This window comes from Streptomyces sp. NPDC102441 (assembly GCF_044765585.1).
Classification (GTDB): domain Bacteria; phylum Actinomycetota; class Actinomycetes; order Streptomycetales; family Streptomycetaceae; genus Streptomyces.
The window spans coordinates 540,980-565,251 of the sequence record NZ_JBIWKH010000001.1; the positions used below are offsets into that span (position 1 = coordinate 540,980).

23 protein-coding genes and 1 riboswitch are annotated in these 24,272 nt (G+C 69.6%); of the genes, 15 read left to right on the top strand and 8 right to left on the bottom strand.

Annotated features, from left to right (window positions below; genetic code table 11):
- The first annotated feature begins 96 nt into the window (after nt 1–96).
- From ACIREO_RS02515 to ACIREO_RS02525, 3 genes are all read left to right on the top strand, one after another.
- Nucleotides 97–1,293, top strand: a complete 1,197-nt coding sequence (locus ACIREO_RS02515; RefSeq protein WP_404103916.1) for a globin domain-containing protein — start codon at nt 97–99, stop codon at nt 1,291–1,293.
- Between the two features lie 139 nt (nt 1,294–1,432).
- Entirely contained in the window at nt 1,433–2,023 is a 591-nt protein-coding gene (locus ACIREO_RS02520; RefSeq protein ID WP_404103919.1) for an N-acetylmuramoyl-L-alanine amidase, read from the top strand.
- A gap of 29 nt (nt 2,024–2,052) precedes the next feature.
- Nucleotides 2,053–2,946, top strand: coding sequence for a 1-aminocyclopropane-1-carboxylate deaminase/D-cysteine desulfhydrase (locus ACIREO_RS02525; RefSeq protein WP_404103922.1), 894 nt, complete (start codon nt 2,053–2,055; stop codon nt 2,944–2,946).
- 38 nt (nt 2,947–2,984) lie between these two features.
- On the opposite strand, the gene ACIREO_RS02530 is transcribed toward ACIREO_RS02525, so the two are convergent.
- On the bottom strand, nt 2,985–4,586 hold the full coding sequence (locus tag ACIREO_RS02530) for a Na+/H+ antiporter (protein ID WP_404103924.1): 1,602 nt from the start codon (nt 4,584–4,586) through the stop codon (nt 2,985–2,987).
- Nucleotides 4,587–4,640: 54 nt separating this feature from the next.
- On the opposite strand from ACIREO_RS02530, the gene ACIREO_RS02535 reads away from it, so the two are divergent.
- From ACIREO_RS02535 to ACIREO_RS02545, 3 genes are all read left to right on the top strand, one after another.
- A complete protein-coding gene (locus ACIREO_RS02535; protein WP_404103927.1) occupies nt 4,641–4,901 on the top strand; it encodes a UBP-type zinc finger domain-containing protein in 261 nt (86 codons plus the stop codon).
- Nucleotides 4,902–5,131: 230 nt separating this feature from the next.
- Nucleotides 5,132–5,545, top strand: coding sequence for an anti-sigma regulatory factor (locus ACIREO_RS02540; protein WP_003966375.1), 414 nt, complete (start codon nt 5,132–5,134; stop codon nt 5,543–5,545).
- Nucleotides 5,542–6,507 carry an RNA polymerase sigma factor SigF gene (locus ACIREO_RS02545; protein ID WP_404103930.1) on the top strand — a complete coding sequence of 322 codons (966 nt, stop codon included), beginning with the start codon at nt 5,542–5,544 and terminating at the stop codon, nt 6,505–6,507. Before ACIREO_RS02540 ends, ACIREO_RS02545 begins: the two co-directional genes overlap by 4 nt.
- 88 nt (nt 6,508–6,595) lie before the next feature.
- Here ACIREO_RS02545 and ACIREO_RS02550 read toward each other — a convergent pair whose 3' ends face one another.
- Nucleotides 6,596–7,048, bottom strand: a complete 453-nt coding sequence (locus tag ACIREO_RS02550; protein WP_404103932.1) for a hypothetical protein — start codon at nt 7,046–7,048, stop codon at nt 6,596–6,598.
- A gap of 151 nt (nt 7,049–7,199) precedes the next feature.
- On the opposite strand from ACIREO_RS02550, the gene ACIREO_RS02555 reads away from it, so the two are divergent.
- Entirely contained in the window at nt 7,200–8,168 is a 969-nt protein-coding gene (locus tag ACIREO_RS02555) for a diacylglycerol/lipid kinase family protein (protein ID WP_404103935.1), read from the top strand.
- A 320-nt stretch (nt 8,169–8,488) separates the two neighbouring features.
- Nucleotides 8,489–8,746: a WhiB family transcriptional regulator gene (locus ACIREO_RS02560; protein WP_003953983.1), complete on the top strand. Its 258-nt coding sequence runs from the start codon at nt 8,489–8,491 to the stop codon at nt 8,744–8,746.
- A gap of 176 nt (nt 8,747–8,922) precedes the next feature.
- Here the strand turns inward: ACIREO_RS02560 and ACIREO_RS02565 are convergent, their stop codons facing one another.
- A complete protein-coding gene (locus tag ACIREO_RS02565) occupies nt 8,923–10,389 on the bottom strand; it encodes a sensor histidine kinase (protein WP_404103938.1) in 1,467 nt (488 codons plus the stop codon).
- Nucleotides 10,390–10,991: 602 nt separating this feature from the next.
- Between ACIREO_RS02565 and nagB the strand changes: the two genes are divergently transcribed.
- Nucleotides 10,992–11,777: a glucosamine-6-phosphate deaminase gene (gene nagB, locus ACIREO_RS02570; protein WP_404103940.1), complete on the top strand. Its 786-nt coding sequence runs from the start codon at nt 10,992–10,994 to the stop codon at nt 11,775–11,777.
- A gap of 70 nt (nt 11,778–11,847) precedes the next feature.
- Here nagB and ACIREO_RS02575 read toward each other — a convergent pair whose 3' ends face one another.
- The 4 genes from ACIREO_RS02575 to ACIREO_RS02590 all read right to left on the bottom strand — a co-directional run bounded on the left by ACIREO_RS02575 (nt 11,848) and on the right by ACIREO_RS02590 (nt 16,557).
- Nucleotides 11,848–13,371, bottom strand: a complete 1,524-nt coding sequence (locus ACIREO_RS02575; RefSeq protein ID WP_404103943.1) for a glycoside hydrolase family 3 protein — start codon at nt 13,369–13,371, stop codon at nt 11,848–11,850.
- Between the two features lie 10 nt (nt 13,372–13,381).
- The gene (locus ACIREO_RS02580) at nt 13,382–14,221 is read right to left on the bottom strand and encodes a carbohydrate ABC transporter permease (RefSeq protein ID WP_404103945.1); all 840 of its coding nucleotides are present in this window, start codon (nt 14,219–14,221) and stop codon (nt 13,382–13,384) included.
- Entirely contained in the window at nt 14,218–15,192 is a 975-nt protein-coding gene (locus ACIREO_RS02585) for a carbohydrate ABC transporter permease (RefSeq protein ID WP_404103948.1), read from the bottom strand. Before ACIREO_RS02585 ends, ACIREO_RS02580 begins: the two co-directional genes overlap by 4 nt.
- Nucleotides 15,193–15,276: 84 nt before the next feature.
- A complete protein-coding gene (locus tag ACIREO_RS02590) occupies nt 15,277–16,557 on the bottom strand; it encodes an extracellular solute-binding protein (RefSeq protein WP_404103950.1) in 1,281 nt (426 codons plus the stop codon).
- Between the two features lie 284 nt (nt 16,558–16,841).
- Between ACIREO_RS02590 and ACIREO_RS02595 the strand changes: the two genes are divergently transcribed.
- The 6 genes from ACIREO_RS02595 to ACIREO_RS02620 all read left to right on the top strand — a co-directional run bounded on the left by ACIREO_RS02595 (nt 16,842) and on the right by ACIREO_RS02620 (nt 24,055).
- Nucleotides 16,842–17,606 carry a GntR family transcriptional regulator gene (locus tag ACIREO_RS02595; RefSeq protein ID WP_404104476.1) on the top strand — a complete coding sequence of 255 codons (765 nt, stop codon included), beginning with the start codon at nt 16,842–16,844 and terminating at the stop codon, nt 17,604–17,606.
- A gap of 178 nt (nt 17,607–17,784) precedes the next feature.
- Nucleotides 17,785–18,048, top strand: a complete 264-nt coding sequence (locus tag ACIREO_RS02600) for a DUF3311 domain-containing protein (RefSeq protein WP_404103952.1) — start codon at nt 17,785–17,787, stop codon at nt 18,046–18,048.
- On the top strand, nt 18,045–19,682 hold the full coding sequence (gene mctP / locus ACIREO_RS02605) for a monocarboxylate uptake permease MctP (RefSeq protein ID WP_404103955.1): 1,638 nt from the start codon (nt 18,045–18,047) through the stop codon (nt 19,680–19,682). Before ACIREO_RS02600 ends, mctP begins: the two co-directional genes overlap by 4 nt.
- Before the next feature lie 148 nt (nt 19,683–19,830).
- On the top strand, nt 19,831–20,331 hold the full coding sequence (locus tag ACIREO_RS02610; protein ID WP_404103957.1) for a GNAT family N-acetyltransferase: 501 nt from the start codon (nt 19,831–19,833) through the stop codon (nt 20,329–20,331).
- A 78-nt stretch (nt 20,332–20,409) separates the two neighbouring features.
- Nucleotides 20,410–20,487: riboswitch (cobalamin riboswitch) on the top strand.
- Nucleotides 20,488–20,645: 158 nt separating this feature from the next.
- The gene (locus ACIREO_RS02615; RefSeq protein ID WP_404103960.1) at nt 20,646–23,039 is read left to right on the top strand and encodes a ribonucleoside-diphosphate reductase subunit alpha; all 2,394 of its coding nucleotides are present in this window, start codon (nt 20,646–20,648) and stop codon (nt 23,037–23,039) included.
- On the top strand, nt 23,039–24,055 hold the full coding sequence (locus ACIREO_RS02620; RefSeq protein ID WP_404103963.1) for a ribonucleotide-diphosphate reductase subunit beta: 1,017 nt from the start codon (nt 23,039–23,041) through the stop codon (nt 24,053–24,055). The genes ACIREO_RS02615 and ACIREO_RS02620 overlap by 1 nt, the downstream gene beginning before the upstream one ends.
- Here ACIREO_RS02620 and ACIREO_RS02625 read toward each other — a convergent pair.
- A complete protein-coding gene (locus ACIREO_RS02625; protein WP_404103966.1) occupies nt 24,052–24,264 on the bottom strand; it encodes a hypothetical protein in 213 nt (70 codons plus the stop codon). The genes ACIREO_RS02620 and ACIREO_RS02625 overlap by 4 nt on opposite strands.
- Between the last annotated feature and the right edge of the window lie 8 nt (nt 24,265–24,272).

Genomic DNA, 24,272 nt, shown 5'->3' on the forward strand with positions numbered 1-24,272 from the left:
GCCACGCGGCTCACGCCGGTCAAAAATACGCATCTCATATACCAGTTACCAGGCCGGCCGCCGCACGGCCCGCCCTCACACCCCAGGAGTCACCCGATGCTCTCCGAGACGTCGACCGCCACTGTCCGAGCCACACTCCCCGCCGTGGGGGCGGCCATCGGGGACATCGCCGATCTCTTCTACCGGAAGCTGTTCGACGCCCGTCCGGAGCTTCTCCGGGACCTGTTCAACCGGGGCAACCAGGCCTCGGGCACCCAGCGTCAGGCGCTCGCGGGGTCGATCGCCGCCTTCGCCGCCCACCTCGTGGAACACCCGGACACCCGGCCCGACGTGATGCTCAGCCGTATCGCCAACAAACACGCCTCACTGGGCATCACCGCCCCGCAGTACGGGATCGTGCACACCCACCTCTTCGCCGCGATCGCCGAGGTGCTCGGCGACGCCGTGACCCCCGAGGTCGCCGAGGCCTGGGACGAGGTCTACTGGCTGATGGCCAACGCCCTGATCGCGATCGAGGACCGGCTCCACGCGCAGCAGGGTGTGACGGCGGACGACGTGTGGCGCGAGTGGACGGTCGCCTCCCGGGTCGAGGACACCCCTGACGTGGCCACCTTCCGGCTCACCCCCTCCGACGGCACACCGGCCCCCGCCTTCCGGGCGGGCCAGTACGTCTCCGTCCAGGTGGACCTCCCCGACGGCGCCCGCCAGATACGCCAGTACAGCCTCACCGGAGCGCCCGGTTCCGGTCTGCGTTCCTTCTCGGTCAAGCGGGTACGGGGCGGGGCCGGCCCGGAGGGCGAGGTCTCCGCCCACCTGCACGCACGGCTGCGCACGGGCGACCGGCTGCGCGTCTCCGCACCGTACGGCGACCTGGTGCTCGACGGCTCCGAGGGCCCACTGCTCCTCGCCTCGGCCGGCATCGGCTGCACCCCCATCCTGTCGATGCTGGAGCACCTGGCGGAGGAGGGGCACCGTTCGCCCGTCACCGTGGTGCACGGCGACCGGTCGCCGGCCGACCACGCGCTGCGTGCGGAACACGAGGCGCTCACCGGAAAGCTCCCCGACGCCTCGGCCCACTTCTGGTACGAGAACCCGGAGCCCGGCCGGACCGCCGAGCGCACCGGCACGGTCGACCTGAGCGGCCTTCCCGTCGCCCCGGACACCCGCGCCTACCTCTGCGGTCCGCTGCCGTTCATGCGAGCCGTCCGCTCGCAGCTCCTCGCGAAGGGAGTGCCCGCGGCAGACATCCACTACGAGGTGTTCGGCCCCGACCTGTGGATCGCCCAGGACTGAGCACGACCCCCCGGGGCACTCGGACTGTCCGGATCAAATCGCACACGCCGCGAACAGCGCCCGAACAGGTTTGCCGGAGCTGTGTGTTCCGGTACAAGCGCTGTACGGACACGCTCGCCCGCTAGCGAAGGAGTCGGCCATGTCCTCACCCATGTCCGCCAGCAACTTCCTCAAGGCCCTCAAGGACGAGGGGCTCACCGTCGTCCAGGTGGGCGACTGGCGTACGCACAACCGCAACCACAAGGGCCCCTGGGGGCCGGTGCACGGTGTGCTGCTCCACCACACCGTCACGAAGGGCACCGCCCGCACGGTCGAGATCTGCCGTGACGGCCACTCCGGGCTGCCGGGCCCGCTCTGCCACGGCGTGATCGCCAAGGACGGGCGGGTCCACCTGGTCGGCTACGGCCGCGCCAACCACGCCGGCCTCGGCGACGACGACGTCCTGCGCGCCGTGGTGGCCGAGAAGCGCCTGCCGTCGGACAACGAGGCCAACACCGACGGGAACAGGCACTTCTACGGCTTCGAGTGCGAGAACCTCGGCGACGGGAAGGACCCCTGGCCGGCCGTCCAGCTCGAGGCCATCGAGAAGGCGGCGGCAGCGGTCTGCCGCTTCCACGACTGGGACTCCCCCTCGGTCATCGGACACCTGGAGTGGCAGCCCGGCAAGGTCGACCCACGCGGCTTCTCCATGAACGGGATGCGCAACCGCATCCATGACCGGCTGAAGTAGGGCGGCACCGGGCGGCACACAATGAGGGCATGACCGACGAAGCACTCGACCTCTCCCGGCTGCAGCCGGCGCTCCCCTCGCCCCTGCAGCCGGTCGAGGACGAGCGCTTCGCCCGGTACGGCGTGACGCTGCTGCTCAAGCGCGACGACCTGATCCACCCGGACCTGCCGGGCAACAAGTGGCGCAAACTCGCCCTCAACCTCCGGGCCGCCGGCAGCCGTACCGTACTGACCTTCGGCGGCGCCTACTCGAACCATCTGCGGGCGACGGCCGCAGCCGGACGCCTGCTGGGCTTCCCCACCGTCGGCGTCGTACGGGGCGACGAGCTGGCCGGGCGCCCGCTCAACCCCTCACTGGACCGGTGCGCGGCCGACGGCATGCGTCTGCACTTCGTGGACCGGACGACCTACCGCGCGAAGGCCTCTCCCGGCGTCCTGGACGGCCTGCTGAGCCTCTTCGGGGACTGTCTGGTCATCCCGGAAGGGGGCAGCAACGCGCTCGCCGCAGAGGGCTGCACAGAGCTCGGCCGTGAACTGCGCGGCCTGACCGGCACGGTGGCGGTCGCCTGCGGCACCGGCGGCACCCTCGCGGGGCTGGCCGCCGGGCTCGGCCACGGGCAGCGCGCCCTGGGCGTCCCGGTCCTGCGTGGCGGCTTCCTGGGAGCGGCGGTGCGCGATCTGCAGCAGGAGGCCTTCGGCGCCCCCGCCGGGCAGTGGTCCCTGGACGAACGTTTCCACTTCGGCGGGTACGCCCGCACGCCACCGGAGCTGCACGCCTTCGCCGACGACTTCGAGGACCGGCACGGCCTGCCCGTCGAGCGGCTCTATGTGGCCAAACTCCTGTACGGGCTGACCGTGCTGGCCGGGGAGGGCGCCTTCGCCCCGGGGTCCACGGTCACCGCGGTCGTCACCGGCCGGCCCTGAGAGGCCACCCGGCCGCCTCCGAGGCGGCCGGGTCGCCGTCACCCGCCGTCCGGCTCCCGGTACGCGGCGGCCTCCTCCAGGTCCAGCCGCCGAAGCAGGGCACGCAGCATCTCGTCGTCGATCCGCCGCTCGTCCCTGAGACGCACGAAGACCTCGCGCTCGGCGGCGATCATGTCCCTCGCCAGCCGCCGGTAGGTGTCGTCCGCCGACTCCCCGGTGACCGGATTGGCCGCCCCGAGCCTTTCCCACACGGCGTTGCGGCGCCGCTCCATGACGGCGCGCAGCCGCTGGAGGAGAGGGTCGGGCAGCGCGTTGCGCGGGTCGGCCAGCAACGCCTCCAGCGAGGCGTCGGCGGCCGTGGAAGCCTCGCTCTGCGCCTGCGCCTCGGCCAGCGTCTCGTCACGCGCGCTGCGTGTGGGCAGTCTCAGGACCCGCACCAGGAAGGGCAGGCTCAGCCCCTGGACGACCAGTGTCCCGATGACCGTCGTGAAGGTCAGGAACAGCACCAGATTGCGCGCGGGGAAGTCGCCCCCGTCGTGCGTGACCATGGGGATGGAGAAGGCGATGGCGAGCGAGACGACGCCCCGCATCCCGGCCCAGGAGACGATCAGGGGCGAGCTCCAGGAGAGCGGGCCCTCGCGCTCCCTGACGCGCCTGGACAGCCAGGAGGGCAGATAGGTCGCCGGGTACACCCAGACGAAACGCACCACGACCACGGCCACGAACACGAGGACCGCGTAGCCGAGGGCCTCCGCCACGCCGTACGAGCCCAGCCCCCGGAGCACGAAGGGCAGCTGCAGCCCGATGAGCGCGAAGACCGCGGACTCCAGGACGAACGCGACCATCTTCCAGACCGCCGCCTCCTGGAGTCGCGTCGCGAAGTCGACCTGCCAGGAGCGGTGTCCCAGGTAGAGCGCGACGACGACCACCGCGAGCACCCCGGAGGCGTGCACCCGCTCCGCCGCCGCGTACGCGACGAAAGGGATCAGCAGCGACAGGGTGTTCTGGAGCAACGCCTCCTTGAGGTGCGTACGCAGCCAGTGCAGCGGAACCATCAGGAGCAGGCCCACGCCGATGCCCCCCACCGACGCCAGCGCGAACTCACCGATCCCCGCGCCCCAGCTCATCCCCTCACCGACGGCCGCCGCGAGGGCCACCTTGAACGCGGTGATCGCGGTGGCGTCGTTCACCAGGGACTCGCCCTGGAGGATCGTGGTGACCCGTGCGGGCAGTCCCACCCTGCGGGCGATGGCCGCGGCCGTGACGGCGTCCGGCGGGGCGACCACCGCGCCGAGCACCAGGGCGGCGGTGAGCGGCAGATCGGGCACGAGGAGATAGGCCAGCCATCCCACCGCGACCGTGGCGAAGAGCACGTACCCCACGGAGAGCAGGGCGACCGGCCGCAGATTGGCCCGGAGGTCGAGGTACGAGCTGTCGACCGCCGCCGTGTACAGCAACGGCGGCAGCAGCAGGGGCAGCACGATGTGTGCGTCCAGCGTGTAGCTCGGCACGCCCGGCAGGTACGCGGCCAGCAGGCCGGCGGCGACCAGCAGCAGCGGCGGGGGCACCGGTGTGCGGCGGGCGGCCCCCGCGACCGCCGCGCTCACCGCGACGAGCGCCACCAGCTGCAGTGCGTCCATCTCGCTGTCCTCACATCCGACGCGACGGCCCCACCCGGCCGTAACCTGGCCATCATGAGTGAGTGCCTCCACGTATCCGAACTGCCGCGCCCCGAACCCGCCCCGCTCAGCGACACCTGCCGGGAGTGCGTCGCGGCCGGCACCCATCCCGTGCAGCTGCGGCTCTGCCTCGTCTGCGGACACGTCGGGTGCTGCGACTCCTCGCTCCTGAAGCACGCCACGGCGCACTTCGAGGCGACCGGCCATCCGGTGATGCGCAGCTTCGAATGCGCCGAGAGCTGGCGCTGGTGCTTCGTGGACGGTTCGATCGTCTGACGCCTGGGTACGTCAAACCGGCGCCGGTTCTTCGCAATTGACCACCGCAGACCTCTAGCCACTGTGTGTACTCATGTGCTTACCATGAGTAATCAGCGGGTTGCGGTCTCGGCGACACGGCATCATGGGTCGCGACAGCGTCGCCGAACCACAGAACCGACGACGGACCGCATGGCCCCGGGCACCCGTCCCGGAGCCTCGAACGAGTTTGTGCCACCTTGGAGGTGAGGGTGTCCCAGATCGCAGGCGAGCCCGGGAACCAGGACTTCGTAGAGGTCCGGCTGCCCGCTGCGGGTGCCTACCTGTCGGTGCTGCGTACGGCCACGGCCGGCCTCGCAGCGCGCTTGGACTTCACTCTCGACGAGATCGAGGATCTTCGCATCGCGGTCGACGAGGCCTGCGCGATCCTGCTCCAGCAGGCCGTGCCCGGCTCCGTCCTCAGCTGCGTCTTCCGGCTCGTGGACGATTCCCTCGAGGTGACCGTCTCGGCCCCCACGACGGACGGCCGCGCCCCTGAGCGCGACACCTTCGCCTGGACGGTGCTCTCCGCGCTGGCCGGCAAGGTCGACTCCACGGTCGCCGACGACCGTACGGTCAGCATCAGCCTCTACAAACAGCGCGGCGCGGGACCCGGGCCGGCGTGAGCGACGGGAACGGGGACGGTCCTGTGCGGGACGAGACGATCCGGTCGGGGCCGGTGCGCCCGGCAGCCCTTCCGGAGCAGCAGGCCCGGCCGCATCCGGAAGGCGGGGCGGACGGCGTGGACGGCGCGCAGGGACGTCCGGCCGCGCCGGAGGAACAGGTGCAGTCGGAGCGGGCGGGCCGGATGAGCGAGCACGGGCACCACGATCCACATGACCGCAGCGGGGCACGGGCGCTCTTCATCGAGCTCCGGGAGCTTCCCGACGGCTCGGTGGAGAAGGCCGAGCTGCGCAACCGGCTCGTCCGGATGCATCTGCCGCTCGTGGAGCACCTGGCCCGCAGGTTCCGCAACCGCGGCGAGCCGCTGGACGACCTGACGCAGGTCGCCACGATCGGCCTGATCAAGTCGGTCGACCGGTTCGACCCGGACCGCGGCGTCGAGTTCTCGACGTACGCGACGCCCACGGTCGTCGGCGAGATCAAGCGCCACTTCCGGGACAAGGGCTGGGCGGTGCGGGTGCCCCGGCGCCTCCAGGAGCTGCGGCTGTCGCTGACCACGGCCACCGCGGAGCTCTCCCAGCAGCACGGCCGCTCCCCCACGGTCCACGAGCTGGCGGAGCGCCTGGGGATCTCCGAGGAGGAGGTCCTGGAGGGGCTGGAATCGGCCAACGCCTACAGCACCCTCTCGCTCGACGTCCCGGACACGGACGAGGATTCGCCGGCGGTCGCGGACACGCTGGGATCCGAGGACGAGGCGCTGGAGGGTGTCGAGTACCGCGAGTCGCTCAAGCCGCTGCTGGAGGATCTCCCGCCGCGCGAGAAGCGGATCCTGCTGCTGCGCTTCTTCGGCAACATGACCCAGTCGCAGATCGCCCAGGAGGTCGGCATCTCCCAGATGCACGTCTCCCGGCTCCTGGCGCGCACGCTCGCGCAGCTGCGCGAGCGACTGCTCGTCGAGGAGTAGCCGGGCGCCGGACCACCGCCGGCCGGAGAGCCGGCGGTGGCCGGTCCGGGACGGATCAGGTCAGACGGATCAGGTCAGACGGATCAGGTCAGGCGTCGGGGGTCGTACGCGGCCCCCGACGGATGCCCAGCGCCTCCGTCGTCGCAGGGTCGAACAGCAGCACGAGTGCCGTCACGGCGACCGCCGCGAGGACGATGCCCGCGGGGATGAGCGCGCCCTGGGACCGCAGCAGCGTCCAGGCGACCGGCAGCGCCATCAGCTGGGTGATGAGCGCCGGCCCGCGGCTCCAGCTGCGCCTCCGCAGCAGTCCACGGGCGGCGAACAGCGGGATCAGGCCGAGTGCCACCAGCGTGAGTCCGCCCATCTCGGCCTGCTGGATGCTGTCGGGCCGCCCGAACAGTCCGACGGCCAGCATGTAGATCCCGCCGACGGCGAGCGCCGCGCCTTCGAGCGCGTTGAGTACGGCCAGTGCGGCGATCCGACCCGGCTTCTCCGGGCCGGCCGAGGGCGACGGAGAGGGCGTGTTCTGCTGAGTGCTCACGTCTTTCAGATTCGCATCCTGACTTCCGGAACGCGAAGCCGGGGCAGCGGCGGACACGGGCCACGGGCAGGAGGTCACGCTGTGTGACCACCCATGGACCCGGCGGATCGTGACTTCAGGGCGGTACCGCGCGGTAGGTACTCTGGCGGACATGCGCGCACTCCTCGTGGTCAACCCAGCTGCCACCACTACCAGCGCGCGCACGCGTGACGTGCTGATCCACGCCCTGGCGAGCGAGATGAAGATCGAGGCCGTGACGACGGAGTACCGCGGGCACGCCCGGGACCTGGGGCGGCGGGCAGCCGACTCCGACGACATCGAGCTGGTGGTCGCCCTCGGCGGCGACGGCACGGTCAACGAGGTGGTCAACGGGCTGCTGCACAACGGCCCGGACCCCGAGGGCCTGCCCAGCCTGGCCGTGGTTCCCGGCGGTTCCACGAATGTCTTCGCCCGCGCCCTGGGCATCCCCAACGACGCCGTGGAGGCGACGGGCGCCATCCTCGACGCCCTCGAGGCCCGCAGCGAGCGCACGGTGGGCCTCGGCCTGGCGGCCGGCACCCCGGGTACGCCGGACGAGGCCGTTCCCGGCCGGTGGTTCACCTTCTGCGCGGGGCTCGGTTTCGACGCGGGCGTCATCGGCCGGGTCGAACAGAAACGCGAGCGGGGCAAGCGGTCGACCCATGCGCTGTACGTGCGCCAGGTGCTCCGGCAGTTCATGGACGACCCGCACCGGCGGAACGGCATGATCACCCTGGAGGTGCCCGGCCAGGACCCGGTCACCGACCTCGCGCTGTCGATAATCTGCAACACCGCACCCTGGACCTACCTGGGGAATCGTCCGATATACGCCTCCCCGAAGGCCTCCTTCGACACCGCCCTGGACGTCCTCGCGCTCAAGCGTCTCTCCACCCCCGCCGTGACCCGGTACGCCACCCAGCTGCTCACTTCGAGCCCGGAGAAAGGCCCTCACGGCAAGCACGCCGTCTCCCTGCACGACCTCACGGACTTCACCTTGCATTCAAAGGCTCCACTGCCCTTCCAGATGGACGGTGACCACCTGGGACTGCGTACGAGCGTGACGTTCACAGGCGTACGCCGTGCACTGCGTGTGATTGTGTGAGTAGAAGGGGCGAAAGTCCTTTAACTCGAACGTTTGGGCTGGCCCCCACCCCTTAGAAGTACGGCTGTGACCTAGTCGACACCGAGGAATCAAAAAAAACTTTCCAGAAGGGGTTGTATCCGCCGCCGAGGTTTGCGAATCTCTACATGGCGATCGGGACGGCCCGCAACATCGGCCTCCACTGAGAGCCAGAACCCCTCCTCACCACAACAGGACCACATCCAGTTCGTCTGGGCGTCGGACCTTCGTCTGCGGGGGGATTCGTGAAAGCGTTCACATTCACAAGCATCAGCATGTAATACCAAGGAGAGGTAGCAGCCATGGACTGGCGTCACAACGCCGTTTGTCGTGAGGAAGACCCCGAGCTGTTCTTCCCCATCGGCAACACCGGTCCTGCGCTGCTGCAGATCGAGGAAGCCAAGGCCGTCTGCCGTCGCTGCCCCGTCATGGAGCAGTGCCTGCAGTGGGCGCTCGAGTCCGGCCAGGACTCCGGCGTCTGGGGTGGCCTCAGCGAGGACGAGCGCCGCGCAATGAAGCGCCGTGCCGCTCGCAACCGGGCGCGTAACGCCAGCGCCTGACCGACGCCACCCGCACGACGAGCCTCAGCCAGGCGGCGCGTACAGAGCGTACGCACAGCCCCGCCTTCGAGTCGCAGCGCGCAGTACCCCCGAAGCGCATCGCACCGTGAGCACGACGCAGTGGGCCCGGACCGTCACAACGGTCCGGGCCCACTGCTGTGTGGCGACGTCGGTCGCTACTTGTCGTTCTGTACGGGGATGTCGAGCACCACCTGTGTGCCACGCACCGGGGCCGGGACCATGCCGAAGGTGCCGCTCAGCTCACCCTCCACCAGTGTCCGCACGATCTGCAGCCCCAGATTTCCGGTCCGCTGGGGATCGAACCCCTCGGGCAGTCCACGCCCGTCGTCGGTCACGGTGATCCGCAGCCGGCCCTCGGCCGGAGAGCCACCGCGCACCGCGGACACTTCCACGGTGCCCTGCTCGGCCACGGTGAACGCGTGCTCCAGGGCGTTCTGCAGCACTTCGGTGAGCACCATCGAGAGCGGAGTGGCCACCTCCGCGTCGAGGATCCCGAAGCGGCCCGTGCGGCGGCAGGTGACCTTTCCGGGCGAGATCTCGGCGACCATCGCGATCACCCGGTCGGCGATCTCGTCGAACTCGACCCGCTCGTCCAGATTCTGGGACAGCGTCTCATGGACGATGGCGATCGAACCGACGCGCCGCACGGCCTCGTTGAGCGCCTCACGGCCCCGCTCGGAATCCATCCGGCGCGCCTGGAGCCGCAACAGGGCGGCCACGGTCTGGAGGTTGTTCTTCACCCGGTGGTGGATCTCCCGGATGGTGGCGTCCTTGGTGATCAATTCGCGCTCACGGCGCCGCAGTTCGGTGACGTCGCGGAGCAGCACCAGCGAACCGATACGCACACCCTTGGGCTTGAGCGGGATCGCGCGCAGCTGGATGACCCCGCCGGCACCCTCGACCTCGAACTCCCGGGGGGCGTACCCGCTCGCCACCTTGACCAGGGCCTCGTCCACCGGGCCGCGCGAGGGCGCGAGTTCGGCGGTCGTCGCGCCGAGGTTGTGGCCGACGAGGTCCGAGGCCAGACCCAGCCGGTGATAGGCGGAGAGGCCGTTGGGGCTGGCGTACTGCACGACACCGTCGGCGTCGAGCCTGATCAGCCCGTCACCGACGCGCGGCGAGGCGTCCATGTCGACCTGCTGGCCGGGGAACGGGAAGGACCCGGCGGCGATCATCTGGGCCAGGTCGGAGGCGGACTGGAGGTAGGTGAGCTCCAGCCTGGACGGCGTACGCACGGTGAGCAGGTTGGTGTTGCGGGCGATGACCCCGAGGATCCGGCCCTCCCTCCGTACGGGGATCGACTCGACCCGGACGGGCACCTCCTCGCGCCACTCCGGGTCTCCCTCACGCACGATGCGGCCCTCGTCCAGGGCGGCGTCCAGCAGGGGCCGGCGGCCTCGCGGCACGAGGTGGCCGACCATGTCGTCCTGGTAGGAGGTGGGGCCGGTGTTGGGCCGCATCTGCGCGACGGACACATAGCGGGTCCCGTCGCGGGTGGGTACCCACAGGACGAGGTCGGCGAAGGAGAGGTCGGAGAGCAGCTGCCACTCCGAGACCAGCAGATGGAGCCACTCGAGGTCGGTGTCACTCAGGGCTGTGTGCTGGCGGACAAGGTCGTTCATGGAGGGCACAGGTGCGAGCGTACCTGTGAAGACGAGGAGGTTCCGAACCGATGGGTCCCCGCATACGTGACACTGTGAGCGGGCGCGGTCCGGACCGGAGAATGTCCGCGCACATGGATGGACACAGGCTATTGGTCTAGTCCACAATGCACCACGTAGGGGTGCGACTGGCAGGACATGCCCCCCGCGAGACGAACCTCCGCTCTCCCCGCACAGGAGAGCGGACCGAGGCACCCGGCGCTCTCTGCCCTGACTGCGCCGGTGCCTCCAGTGGCCGGAGGCACCGCACACCGCCGGCCAGGCAGGGCCTGCCGAAAGGCGGGCCCCTAGCTCCGGGCTGCGGTGCCGGACGGGCTGAGGGTCCCGTCCTGGCGCCGCGGCCCGCGGGTGTTTCCGGGGGCCGCGCCCCGCGGGTGTTTCCGGGGGCGTTCCCCGCAGGTGTTTCCGGGGACGCTCCCCCGAGGGTCGGGACCGTCCGCCGACAGGGCGACAACCGGCGGCGCACACGCGGACGGTTCACCTCCGGGCCGCGCCGTTCTGCTAGATTGGGGCCAGATTGGTCTATACCACATGACGCCACTCTTCAGATCGGCAGGCACAGCGTGGAAGTTGTCATCGTCCCGGACGCCACGGCAGGCGGCGAACTGATCGCGGAGGCCATCGCGGCCCTGCTGCGCGGCAAGCCCGACGCCCTGCTCGGCGTGGCCACCGGCTCGACCCCGCTGCCCATCTACCAGGCCCTCACCCAGAAGGTCCGCTCCGGCGCCGTGGACGCCTCGCGCGCCCGCATCTGCCAGCTCGACGAGTACGTCGGGCTGCCCGCCGGCCACCCAGAGTCGTACCGCTCGGTCGTGCTGCGCGAGGTCATCGAGCCGCTCGGCCTGTCCGAGAAGTCCTTCATGGGCCCGGACGGCGCCGCCGAGGACGTGCAGGCGGCCTGCGAGGCCTACGACAAGGCGCTCGCCGAGGCGGGCGGCGTGGACCTCCAGCTGCTCGGCATCGGCACCGACGGGCACATCGGCTTCAACGAGCCGTGCTCGTCCCTCGCCTCCCGCACCCGCATCAAGACGCTCACCGAGCAGACGCGGATCGACAACGCGCGCTTCTTCGACGACGACATCGAGCAGGTGCCCCGCCACGTCATCACCCAGGGCATCGGCACGATCCTGGAGTCCCGCCACCCGGTCCTGCTGGCCACCGGCGAGGGCAAGGCCGACGCGGTCGCCCGGACGGTCGAGGGCCCCATCGCCTCGATCGTGCCGGCCTCGGCGCTCCAGCTGCACCCGCACGCCACGGTGGTGGTCGACGAGGCGGCGGCGTCGAAGCTGAAACTGGCGGACTACTTCCGCGCCACGTACGCGGCGAAGCCGCAGTGGCAGGGCCTGTAAAGACCCCGTACGCGTGAGGGCCGGGCACCTGTGACGGTGGCCCGGCCCTCGTGCGTCCGCTCCCGCGGTCTCAGGAGACCGTGCCCGTGATCGCCTCCGCGGCCGCGGCCCCGCACACCCGCGCCGCGCCGTACGTGGCGACGTGCAGGGCGCCCCGGGGCGGCGCGTGGGGCAGGCCCATCTCGACCACGACCGTGTCGGGACGCGCCGCCAGCACGGCGTCCAGCGCCTCGCTCATCCAGGCGTGCCGGTGTGCGTCACGGACGACGGCGACGATGCGCCGCTCCCCCGCCGCCCTCAGCACCTCCGCGGCCGGCGAGGCGCTCGCGGTGCTGTAGGTGCCCGTCTCCGTGCCGGGCAGTATCCGGGCCAGCTCGGCCGCGACACCCCACGGCGTCTCGTCGCCGACGGCGATGTTGGCGACCGGGGTGAACGCCGCGACGTACGCCGGCTCGCCGACCGGCGCGGCGGTGCCGGTGACCGTCACGGCCCGCCGGGCCGCGACGAGCCCGATGTCGGCTCCGGAACCGGGCGCGGTCCCCTCCTGCGTGTCCGCGCCCGGCCCCGGTGCGGCCCCCCTGGCCCCCTGCGTCCAGGACGCGAGGGCCCGTACACGTGCGGCCGCGTCGGCCAGCCGCTCCTCGGGCAGTTCACCGCTCCGCACCGCCGCCACCAGCGCGTCGCGCAGCCGCAGCACGGTGTTCTCGTCGGCCAGTCCACCGCCGACACAGATGGCGTCGGCGCCGGCGGCGATGGCGAGGACTGATCCGTGCTCGATGCCGTACGTACCGGCGATGGCGTCCATCTCCATGCCGTCGGTGACGATCAGCCCGTCGTAGCCCAGCTCCTGGCGCAGCAGACCAGTGAGGATCTGGGGGCTCAGAGTCGCGGGCCGGGTCGGGTCGAGTGCGGGAAGCAGGATATGTGCACTCATCACTGATTTGGAACCCGCCGCGATGGCCGCCCGGAAGGGCACCAGCTCACGGGCGTGCAGGGTTTCCAGGTCCACATCGATGCGGGGCAGCGAGTGGTGCGAGTCGACCGCCGTGTCGCCGTGCCCCGGGAAGTGCTTGGTGCAGGCGGCGACGCCGGCGGACTGGAGGCCCTCGACGTACGCGGCGGTGTGGCGGGCGACGAGCCCGGTACCGGCCCCGAAGGAACGTACGCCGATGACGGGATTGCCCGGATCAGAGTTGACGTCGGCGGACGGCGCCCAGTTCAGGTTGACCCCGCACTCGGCCAGCCTGCGGCCGAGCTCCCGGGCGACGGCCCTGGTCAGGCCGGTGTCGTCGACGGCGCCGAGGGCGAGGTTGCCGGGGAAGGACGAGCCGCTGCGGACCTCCAGCCGGGTGACGTCGCCGCCCTCCTCGTCGATCGCGACGAGTACGTCGTCGCGCTCGGCCCGCAGCTGGGCGGTGAGCGCGGCGAGCTGCTCGGGCGAGTGGATGTTCCGGCCGAACAGTCCGACGGAGGCCAGGCCTTCGCCGACTCTGCGCAGGAGCCAGTCCGGGGCGGTCGTCCCGGTGAATCCGGGCTGAAGGACGGCGAGCGCGTCGCGGGTGAGGGTGTCCGTTGTGGATACGAGGGTGGTCATGACAGCCGTGTTATCCCTTCACTGCGCCATCGGTCAGACCGCTGACGGCCTTGCGCTGCAGGAAGACGAAGAGGACGAGGATCGGGATGGCGAAGATCGAGGAGGCGGCCATCGTGGCGCCCCAGTCGTCGCCGAACTGACTCTGGAACTGGGAGAGCCACAGGGGCAGGGTCTGCGCCTCGGCCTGCTTGTTGAGCACCAGGACCAGCGGGAATTCGTTCCACGCCGTGATGAAGCCGAACAGCGAGGTGGACATCAGCCCAGGAGCCAGCAGCGGGAGGATCACCTTGACGAAGGCCTGGGGCCGGGTGCACCCGTCGACCATGGCCGACTCCTCCAGCTCCCTGGGCACCGCGGCGACGAAGCCGCGCAGCGTCAGCAGGGTGAAGGGCAGGACCATGACCATGTAGAAGAGGGTCAGCGGGATCAGGCTGTTGAGCATGTCCGTGTCGCGCACGATGAAGTAGATCGCGATGACCATGACTTCCCAGGGCGCCATCTGGGCGACCATGAAGCCGATGATGAAGCCCCGCCTGCCCTTGAAGCGCATCCGGGCGAGGGCGAACGATCCCGCGAGCGCCAGGATCAGGGAGAACGCCACGGCGAGCACGGTGACCGTGAGCGAGTTCCGGACCATCGTCCAGAAGTTCTCGGCGTCGATGGCGGTCTGGAAGTGTTCGAACGTGATGTCGGTCGGGAACCAGACCGGGTCCTCGGAGACGATGTCCGGCGTCGGCTTGAAGGCCGTCGCGAACATCCAGTACACGGGGAACACGAAGCCGATGACCAGCAGGATTGCCGTGGCGTTGGGCCAGATGCGGCGGAACCGGGACGAAGCCGAGCGCTTCACAGCTCGTCCTCCTCTTGCTTGGAGACGAGCCTGAGGTAGTACGAGGTGAGGACGAGCAGGATCACGATGGTGAGCAGCGCGATCGCCGATCCCATGCCGTAGTGCTGGTTGCCGATGCCCTCGATGTACGCGTAGACGGGGAGGATCTCGGTGAGCCGGTCCGGGCCGCCCTCGTTGATCGCGAAGACCTGGGCGAAGGCCTTGAAGACCCAGATGACCTCGAGGAACGTGGTCGCGAGGAGGAACGGCTTCAGGAACGGCATGGTGACCGAGGTGAAGCTCTTCCAGGGGCCCGCGCCGTCCAGCGAGGCGGCCTCGTAGAGCTCCTTGGGGATCGTCGTCGTAGCGGCGTACAGGTTGATCGCGACGAACGGGATCGACTGCCAGACGATGAGGACCGTGATCACGAAGAAGGTCGAGAACTGGCTGCCGGTCCAGTTGAACTCCGCCATGGAGTGGAAGCCGATGGCGTCCAGCACCCAGTTGACGACTCCGAACCGCGAGGCGAAGAGCCACTGGTAGACGGTGGTCGCGGCGATGACCGGCATGGCCCAGGCGAGAACCAGCCCGACGAGCAGAGTGACGCGCATGCGCTTGCCCAGACGGGCGAGCAGGAGGCCGATCAGGGTGCCGAACAGCATGATCAGGACGACGTTGGTGCCGGCGAAGACGATCGACCTGCCGGTGACGTTCCAGAAGTTCTCGCTGCCGAGGATCTCCGTGTAGTTGTCGATCCCGTTCCACTCGGTGAGGTGCTGGATCAGCTGCCTCATGTTGAGGTTCTGGAACGACAGCAGGGTGTTCTTGACCACGGGCCAGCCGAGGAACACCAGGGTCACGGCCACGGGGGGAAGCAGAAGCAGATACGGGGCCAGGGGCGGTCTGCCCGCCCTGCGGCGGCCCGGTCCGGTCTCGGCCCGCTTCGTGACCTCCGTAGGCCCGGAGGGCGGCCGTTCGGTCTGCACGGTCATGCTCGCCATCTCTTTCTCGGCACCATGGGACACAGCCGGGGGCCGGGCTCCGTCATGGAGCCCGCCCCCGGCGAATCGGCCTGCTTACTGCTTCTGCGCGAGGCGCTTGTTGAACTCTTCCTCGACCTGCGCGGCGGCCTCGGCGTTCGACTTGCCGTTCAGGACCGCCGTCATGAAGGTCTTGACCGGGTTCGGCGCGTTCTCGACCGCGGCCCACTCGGGGATCAGCGGCGTGGTGCCACCGAACTTCGCGGACGGGGCGGCGGCCTCGGCGACCGGGTTACCGGTCAGGTTCGAGTTCAGCGACTCCTTGTTGGGGATGACGCCGTTCATCTTGGCCAGCTGGCCCTCGTACTTGTCGGAGAGCGCGAGCTTCAGGAACTCCTTGGCGAGGTCCTGCTTCGCGCTGCCCTCGGCGACGGCGAGGTTGGAGCCACCGAGGAAGACACCCTCGGGCTTGTCGGCGGTCTCACCCGGAATGGTGAAGTAGCCGATCTCCTTCTCGATGGCCGGGTTGGCCTTGATCGCCGTGCCGGCCTCCCAGCCCATGCCGATGAAGGCGCCGGTCTTCCCCTTGGCGAAGACGTCCGCCTGCTGCGGCGTCGCCTCGTCCTTGTCCTTGGGGGCCTTGGAGTAGCCCTGGAACTTCTTGTACAGGTCCATCGCCTCGCCGATCTTCGGGTCGGCGAGGTTGGAGACCCACTTGTCCCCGTCCTTCTTGATGAGGTCGACACCCTGACCGATGGTGAGACCGTCGAAGAAGTACCAGTTCTGGCCGGGCAGGTAGATCGGCTCGGCCTTGCCCTTGGCCTTGATCTTGTCCAGCGCCGCGAAGAACTCGTCACGGGTCTTGGGGGCCTCGGTGACGCCGGCCTCCTTGAAGACCGACTTGTTGTAGACCACGACGCGGTTGGCGAACCACCACGGGGCCGCGTACTGCTTGCCGTCGACGACGGACGCCTCGTTGAAGTTGGCGGCCCAGTCGCCACCGATCTCCGACTTGAGGTCGCCCAGGTCCGCGAGGCCCCCGGTCTTGGCGTAGGCCGCGGTCTGCGTGTTGCCGATCTCGAAGACGTCGGGAGGGTTCTCCTCGGAGAGAGCGGTCGTCAGCTTCTGCTGAATACCGTTCCAGACCTGCACCTCGAACTTGACCTTGGCGCCGGTCTTCTTCTCGAACTCGGCGGACAGGTCCTTCTGCCACTGCTCGGGCGTCGAACCGTCCATGGCCCAGACGGTCAGGGTCTCCCCCTTGTAGCTGTCCGGACCGGACTTCTTGCTGTCGCTGCCGCCGTCGTCGGAGCCACACGCTGCCATGCTGACCATCATGCCCGCGACGCCGATCGCCGCGATGAGCTTGCGCTTCACGCCAAACCCTCCTCAGGGTGCTGCAACCCCCCGCCCACCGCGAAGACGTACGCCTGGCGCTACCTGTGGGGCTGGGACCTGGTCTTTAATGGTTTAGACCAGTACCGGGAGCTTGGCCTAGACCTTTAGGGGTGTCAAGGGTGTATAAGAAGTGCACTCGCGTCCGTTACAGGACCGACACCTGAGGGAGGGCGACGACCCGTGACCGGACCGTGCCACCATGTGAGCCGCGACAGACGGAGGAGCCGGTGACGGCAGCAACGCAGCAGTCGGGAAGGCGGGCCATGGGTGCCGACGGGGGCAGCAGCACGAGCGAGACCGGTGCGGGTGTGCGTACGGCACGCGTCCCCAAGTACTACCGGCTCAAGCGCCATCTCCTCGAAATGACGGACACCATGCCGCCCGGCACCCCGGTGCCGCCCGAGCGGACCCTGGCCGCCGAGTTCGACACCTCACGCACCACGGTGCGCCAGGCGCTCCAGGAGCTGGTGGTCGAGGGGCGGCTGGAGCGCATCCAGGGCAAGGGGACCTTCGTAGCCAAGCCGAAGGTCTCCCAGGCCCTGCAACTCACCTCGTACACCGAGGACATGCGCGCCCAGGGCCTGGAACCCACCTCCCAGCTGCTGGACATCGGCTATGTCACGGCGGACGACACGCTCGCCGGGCTGCTGGACATCACGGCGGGCGGCCGGGTGCTGCGGATCGAGCGGCTCCGGCTCGCCAGCGGCGAGCCGATGGCCATCGAGACCACCCACCTCTCGGCCAAGCGCTTTCCCGCACTGCGCCGTTCGCTGGTGAAGTACACCTCGCTCTACACCGCTCTGGCCGAGGTGTACGACGTCCGGCTCGCCGAGGCGGAGGAGACCATCGAGACCTCGCTCGCCACGCCGCGCGAGGCAGGACTGCTCGGCACGGACGTCGGCCTTCCGATGCTCATGCTGTCCCGGCACTCGATCGACGGGGAGGGCGAACCGGTGGAGTGGGTGCGCTCGGTGTACAGGGGTGACCGGTACAAGTTCGTGGCGCGCCTCAAGCGCCCCACCGACTGAGACCGTTCCGGGCCCCACCGGCAGCCGATCCCCCTGCGCCCGCGGGGGGATCAGGCATTTCGGGCGACACCGGACCGTTGCACGACCGCAATGCGGACAGGGGTGACGGTGGACGGGGCATTCGCTTAGATTTCCTGCGCGTTACACCAGGTGATCAGCGAGGGGACGGAGTCGCCACATGCCAGAAGATACCGATGCGAACCCACCAACAGCGCCGACAGTGACACCCGTCAGGGTGGTCATCGGGCTCTGCCTGATAGCCCCGTTCGTGGCGATGCTCTGGGTCAGCTCGTACGCGAAGGTCGAACCGACCTTCATCGGCATCCCGTTCTTCTACTGGTACCAGATGCTCTGGGTGCTCATCTCGACCGCTCTCACCATGATCGCGTACAAGCTGTGGCAGCGTGACCAGCGCGCCCGCAAGGGGGGTGCGTCAGCATGACGGACAACGGCGTGAACGGCGTCGCACTCGCCGTGTTCATCTTCTTCTTCCTGGCCGTCACGGTCATCGGGTTCATGGCGGCGCGCTGGCGCAAGGCCGAGAACGAGGCCAGCCTCGACGAGTGGGGCCTGGGCGGACGGTCGTTCGGCACCTGGGTCACCTGGTTCCTGCTCGGCGGCGACCTCTACACCGCGTACACCTTCGTCGCGGTGCCCGCGGCGGTCTACGCGGCGGGCGCGGCCGGCTTCTTCGCCGTGCCGTACACGATCCTCGTCTACCCGCTGATCTTCACCTTCCTGCCGCGTCTGTGGTCGGTGTCGCACAAGCACGGCTACGTCACCACCTCGGACTTCGTCCGTGGCCGCTTCGGCTCGAAGGGGCTCTCGCTGGCGGTCGCCGTCACCGGCATCCTCGCCACGATGCCGTACATCGCGCTCCAGCTGGTCGGCATCCAGGCCGTGCTGGACGTCATGGGCGTCGGCGGCGGCGAGACCACGCACTGGTTCATCAAGGACCTGCCGCTGCTGATCGCGTTCGCCGTCCTCGCCGCGTACACCTACTCCTCGGGGCTGCGCGCGCCCGCGCTCATCGCGTTCGTCAAGGACGGCCTGATCTACCTGGTCATCGTCGTGGCGATCATCTACATCCCCATCAAGCTCGGCGGGTTCGACGACATCTTCGCCGCGGCGGACGAGAAGTTCTCCGCCGCGAACGAGGCGGCGGGCAAACCGGTGGCCGGACTCGCGCCAGGCGTCTCCGGTCAGTGGGGTTACGCCACCCTGGCCCTGGGCTCGGCACTGGCGCTCTTCATGTACCCGCACTCGATCACGGCGACGCTCTCCAGCCGCAGCCGTGAGGTGATCCGGCGCAACACCACGATCCTGCCGCTGTACTCGCTGATGCTCGGTCTGCTGGCGCTGCTCGGGTTCATGGCCATCGCCGCCGGGGTCAAGGTGGACAACGGCCAGCTGGCGATCCCGCAGCTGTTCGAGAACATGTTCCCGGACTGGTTCGCCGGCGTGGCCTTCGCCGCGATCGGGATCGGCGCCCTGGTGCCCGCCGCGATCATGTCGATCGCCGCGGCGAACCTCTTCACCCGCAACATCTACAAGGACTTCCTCAAGCCCGACGCGACCCCGGCCCAGGAGACCAAGGTCTCCAAGCTCGTCTCGCTGCTGGTCAAGGTGGGCGCGCTCGCCTTCGTCCTCACCATGGACAAGACGGTCGCGATCAACTTCCAGCTGCTGGGCGGTATCTGGATCCTCCAGACGATGCCCGCGCTGGTGGGCGGCCTGTTCACCCGCTGGTTCCACCGCTGGGCCCTGATAGCGGGCTGGGCGGTCGGCATGGTCTACGGCACGGTGGCCGCGTACGGGGTCGCCAGCCCGACCCAGAAGCACTTCGGCGGGTCCTCGAAGGAGATCCCGGGCCTCGGCGAGATCGGTTACATCGGTCTCACCGCCTTCGTGCTGAACCTCGTGGTCGTGGTCGTGCTGACGTTCGTCCTCAACGCGGTGAAGGCTCCGGCCGGCGTGGACGAGACCTCGCCCTCCGACTACACGGCGGACTCCGGCGACCCGGGCGTCAAGGTCGAGCTCCCGCCGGCCACGGCGGGCTCCCCGGGCGGTCACTGACCTCCGCGGCAGCCGCCGTACGGCAACGACGTCCGTCCCGGCAGGGTCCGCCCTGCCGGGACGGCGTCGTTCCCGGCCCCGTCCCCGTGGCCGTCGTCGCCCGGAACCGGGGCGCGCCCCACCCGTTGCCTGCGGCAGACTTCCTCCCATGGACGTATCGATCAGGCCGGCTCTGCCCGCTCAGTTCGAGGAACTGGGCGAGATCACCGCGCAGGCGTATCTCGGCGACGGACTCCTGGACTTCGGCGCCGTCGACCCCTACCTGGAACACCTCCGCGCCGTCGGACGCCGGGCGGCCGAGGCCGAGGTGCTGGTGGCCGTGGACGCCGACGGCCGGTTGCTGGGTGGTGTCACCTATGTCGCGCCCGGCAGCCCCTGGGCCGACATCGCCGGCGAGGACGAGGCCGAGTTCCGGATGCTGGCCGTCTCGCCTGACGCCCGTGGACGGGGGGCGGGCGAGGCGCTCGTACGGGCCTGTATCGAGCGGGCACGGGCCACCGGAGGGCTCTCCGGGATCGTTCTGTCGACGCAGTCCGCCATGCTGGACGCCCACCGGATCTACCGCCGGCTCGGCTTCGGACGAACGCCGGAACGGGACTGGTGCCCCCTGCCCGGCCCGGCACTCCTGACATTCCGGCTGGAGCTCTGACCCCACCACGACACAACATGTGGGGGCTTCTTCAATCAGCAGCCCCCACATGTATGCTCAACCTCGCTGTCGCCGCAGGGGAATCCGGTGCGAATCCGGAACTGTCCCGCAACGGTGTGATCGGTGTGCTTTCGCGTACCCCGAAGTCCGAAAACCTGTCGACAGTGCGTCCGGCTCGACCGAACCGGGCGCCGAGACGTCCGGGCCCCGCGGAGGGCCGGTGGACGCCGTGCGCCGTGCCGCCCTTTCCCGGGCGCCGCCGTGCCCGGCTGCCCCGCTCCCGCAGGCCCTGAGCCGAGCGAGGGATAGCCCCAGTGACCATCGCGCCAGCCGACCCGGTTTCAGCCACGGAATCCGAAGGCCGTACGACCGACGCGCCCGGGACCGCACTGCTGCGGACCCTGACCGGTCTCACCGCCGATCTGCCCGACACCGACCCCGGACGCGTGGCCGCCGCCGCACTGCGCGGCCGCAACGCCCGGTCGGACGAGGCCGAGCTGCGCTCGCTGGCCACCGAGGCCGCCGCCGGCCTGATCTCCGAGGACCCGGCCTACTCCCGGCTCGCCGCCCGGCTGCTCACCCGGGCCATCGCGGACGAGGCCACCGGCCAGGGTGCTGTCTCCTTCTCGGCGTCGGTCGCCGTCGGACATCGCGAGGGCCTGATCGCGGACCGTACGGCCGAGTTCGTCACGCTGCACGCCGCCACGCTCGACGCCCTGGTCGACCAGGCGCTCGCCGACGGTGCCGACGACCGCTTCGGCTACTTCGGGCTGCGTACGCTGCACAGCCGGTATCTGCTGCGCCACCCGCTCACCCGCGACGTCGTCGAGACCCCGCAGCACTTCATGCTGCGCGTCGCCGCCGGGCTCGCCGAGGACACCTCCGAGCACGCCCTGGCGGAAGTGACCGCGCTGTACGGCCTGATGAACCGGCTCGACTACCTGCCCTCCTCCCCCACCCTCTTCAACTCCGGCACCCGGCACCCGCAGATGTCGTCCTGCTATCTGCTGGACTCGCCGCTGGATGAGCTGGACTCGATCTACGACCGCTACCACCAGGTGGCGCGCCTCTCGAAGCACGCGGGCGGCATCGGGCTCTCGTACTCCCGAATCCGCGCCCGGGGTTCGCTCATCCGTGGCACCAACGGGCACTCCAACGGGATCGTGCCGTTCCTGAAGACGCTGGACGCCTCGGTCGCCGCGGTCAACCAGGGAGGGCGCCGCAAGGGTGCCGCCGCCGTCTACCTGGAGACCTGGCACGCGGACATCGAGGAGTTCCTGGAGCTGCGCGACAACACGGGTGAGGACCAGCGGCGTACGCACAACCTCAACCTGGCGCACTGGATCCCGGACGAGTTCATGCGCCGCGTCGACGCGGACACGGAGTGGTCGCTGTTCTCCCCGGCCGACGCCCCCGAGCTGGTGGACCTGTGGGGCGACGAGTTCGACGCCGCGTACCGCGCCGCCGAGGCCAAGGGGCTCGCCCGCAGGACGATGCCGGCACGTGAGCTCTACGGCCGGATGATGCGGACCCTCGCCCAGACCGGGCAGGGCTGGATGACGTTCAAGGACGCCTCCAACCGCACGGCGAACCAGACCGCCGAACCGGGCCGTGTCGTGCACTCCTCGAACCTGTGCACGGAGATCCTGGAGGTCACCGACGACGGCGAGACGGCGGTCTGCAACCTGGGTTCGGTCAACCTGGGCGCGTTCGTCGCCGACGGCACCATCGACTGGGAGCGGCTGGACTCCACCGTCCGTACCGCCGTGACCTTCCTCGACCGGGTCGTTGACATCAACTTCTACCCGACCGAGCAGGCCGGCCGGTCCAACGCCCGCTGGCGGCCGGTGGGTCTGGGCGCGATGGGCCTCCAGGACGTCTTCTTCCAACTGCGGCTGCCGTTCGACTCCCCCGAGGCACGCGCCCTGTCGACGAGGATCTCCGAGCGGATCATGCTGGCCGCCTACGAGGCCTCCTGTGAACTCGCCGAGCGGTCGGGTCCCCTCCCCGCCTGGTCCGAGACGCGTGCCGCCCGCGGCGTGCTGCACCCCGACCACTACGACACCGAGCTGAACTGGCCGGAGCGCTGGGAGGCGCTGCGCGCCCGGGTCGCGAGGACGGGGATGCGTAACTCGCTGCTCCTGGCCATCGCGCCGACGGCGACGATCGCCTCCATCGCGGGCGTGTACGAGTGCATCGAGCCGCAGGTCTCCAACCTCTTCAAGCGCGAGACGCTCAGCGGTGAGTTCCTCCAGGTCAACGCCTACCTGGTCGACGAGCTGAAGAGGCTCGGCGTCTGGGACGCGCGGACCCGTGAGGCGCTGCGCGAGGCGAGCGGCTCGGTGCAGGGCTTCGCCTGGATCCCCGAGGAGGTGCGGGCGCTGTACCGCACGGCGTGGGAGATCCCGCAGCGTGGCCTGATCGACATGGCGGCGGCCCGTACGCCGTTCCTCGACCAGAGCCAGTCGCTCAACCTGTTCCTGGAGACGCCGACGATCGGCAAGCTCTCCTCGATGTACGCGTACGCCTGGAAGCAGGGGCTGAAGACGACGTACTACCTGCGGTCGCGCCCGGCGACCCGGATCGCCCGCGCGGCGTCCGGCAAGGCCGCCGCCGCAACCGTTCCCGTACAGCAGGCGACGGCTCCCGACGCAGACGCGATCGCCTGCTCCCTCGAAAACCCCGAGTCCTGCGAGGCCTGTCAGTAATGACGACATCCGAGAACAAGAACCTGCTCGACCCGGGCTTCGAACTGACCCTGCGCCCCATGCGCTACCCGGACTTCTACGAGCGCTACCGGGACGCGATCAAGAACACCTGGACGGTGGAGGAGGTCGACCTGCACTCCGACGTCGCCGATCTCGCCAAGCTGTCGCCGGGTGAGCAGCACATGATCGGCCGGCTCGTCGCGTTCTTCGCGACGGGTGACTCGATCGTCTCCAACAACCTGGTGCTGACGCTCTACAAGCACATCAACTCGCCCGAGGCGCGGCTCTATCTGTCGCGTCAGCTGTTCGAGGAGGCCGTGCACGTCCAGTTCTATCTGACGCTGCTGGACACCTATCTGCCGAACCCGGAGGACCGTGCGGCGGCCTTCGACGCGGTCGAGGAGATCCCCTCGATCCGGGAGAAGGCGCAGTTCTGCTTCCGGTGGATGGACTCGGTCGAGAAGATCGACCGGCTGGAGACGAAGGCCGACCGCCGGCGTTTCCTGCTCAACCTGATCTGCTTCGCCGCGTGCATCGAGGGGCTGTTCTTCTACGGCGCCTTCGCGTACGTGTACTGGTTCCGCTCGCGCGGTCTGCTGCACGGGCTGGCCACGGGCACCAACTGGGTGTTCCGTGACGAGACGATGCACATGAACTTCGCCTTCGAGGTCGTGGACACCGTCCGCAAGGAGGAGCCCGAGCTCTTCGACGACGCCCTCCAGCAGCAGGTCACCGACATGCTGAAGGAGGCTGTCGAGGCGGAGCTCCAGTTCGGCCGCGATCTGTGCGGCGAGGGCCTGCCGGGGATGAACACCGAGTCGATGCGCCAGTACCTGGAGTGCGTCGCCGACCAGCGGCTCACCCGGCTCGGTTTCCCCGCGCTCTACGGCTCCGAGAACCCGTTCTCCTTCATGGAGCTCCAGGGCGTGCAGGAGCTGACGAACTTCTTCGAGCGGCGCCCCTCCGCCTACCAGGTGGCGGTGGAGGGGTCCGTCGGCTTCGACGACGACTTCTAGATCCGCGCCCAGGACCTGACGTACGGGCGCCGCGTGGCCGTGAGCGGCTGCGCGGCGCCCGCCGTTTCCGGGGGCGCTGTCTCCCTGCGCCGTTCCGCGTCACGCAGCTCGCGGTCGATCCGGCGTTCCCGCGCGAGCCCGACGAGGGCGGGCAGCAGAACGAGGGCGAAAAGGGCGGCTATGGACAGGTAACTCAGGAATGTGTTCATGGCTCTAC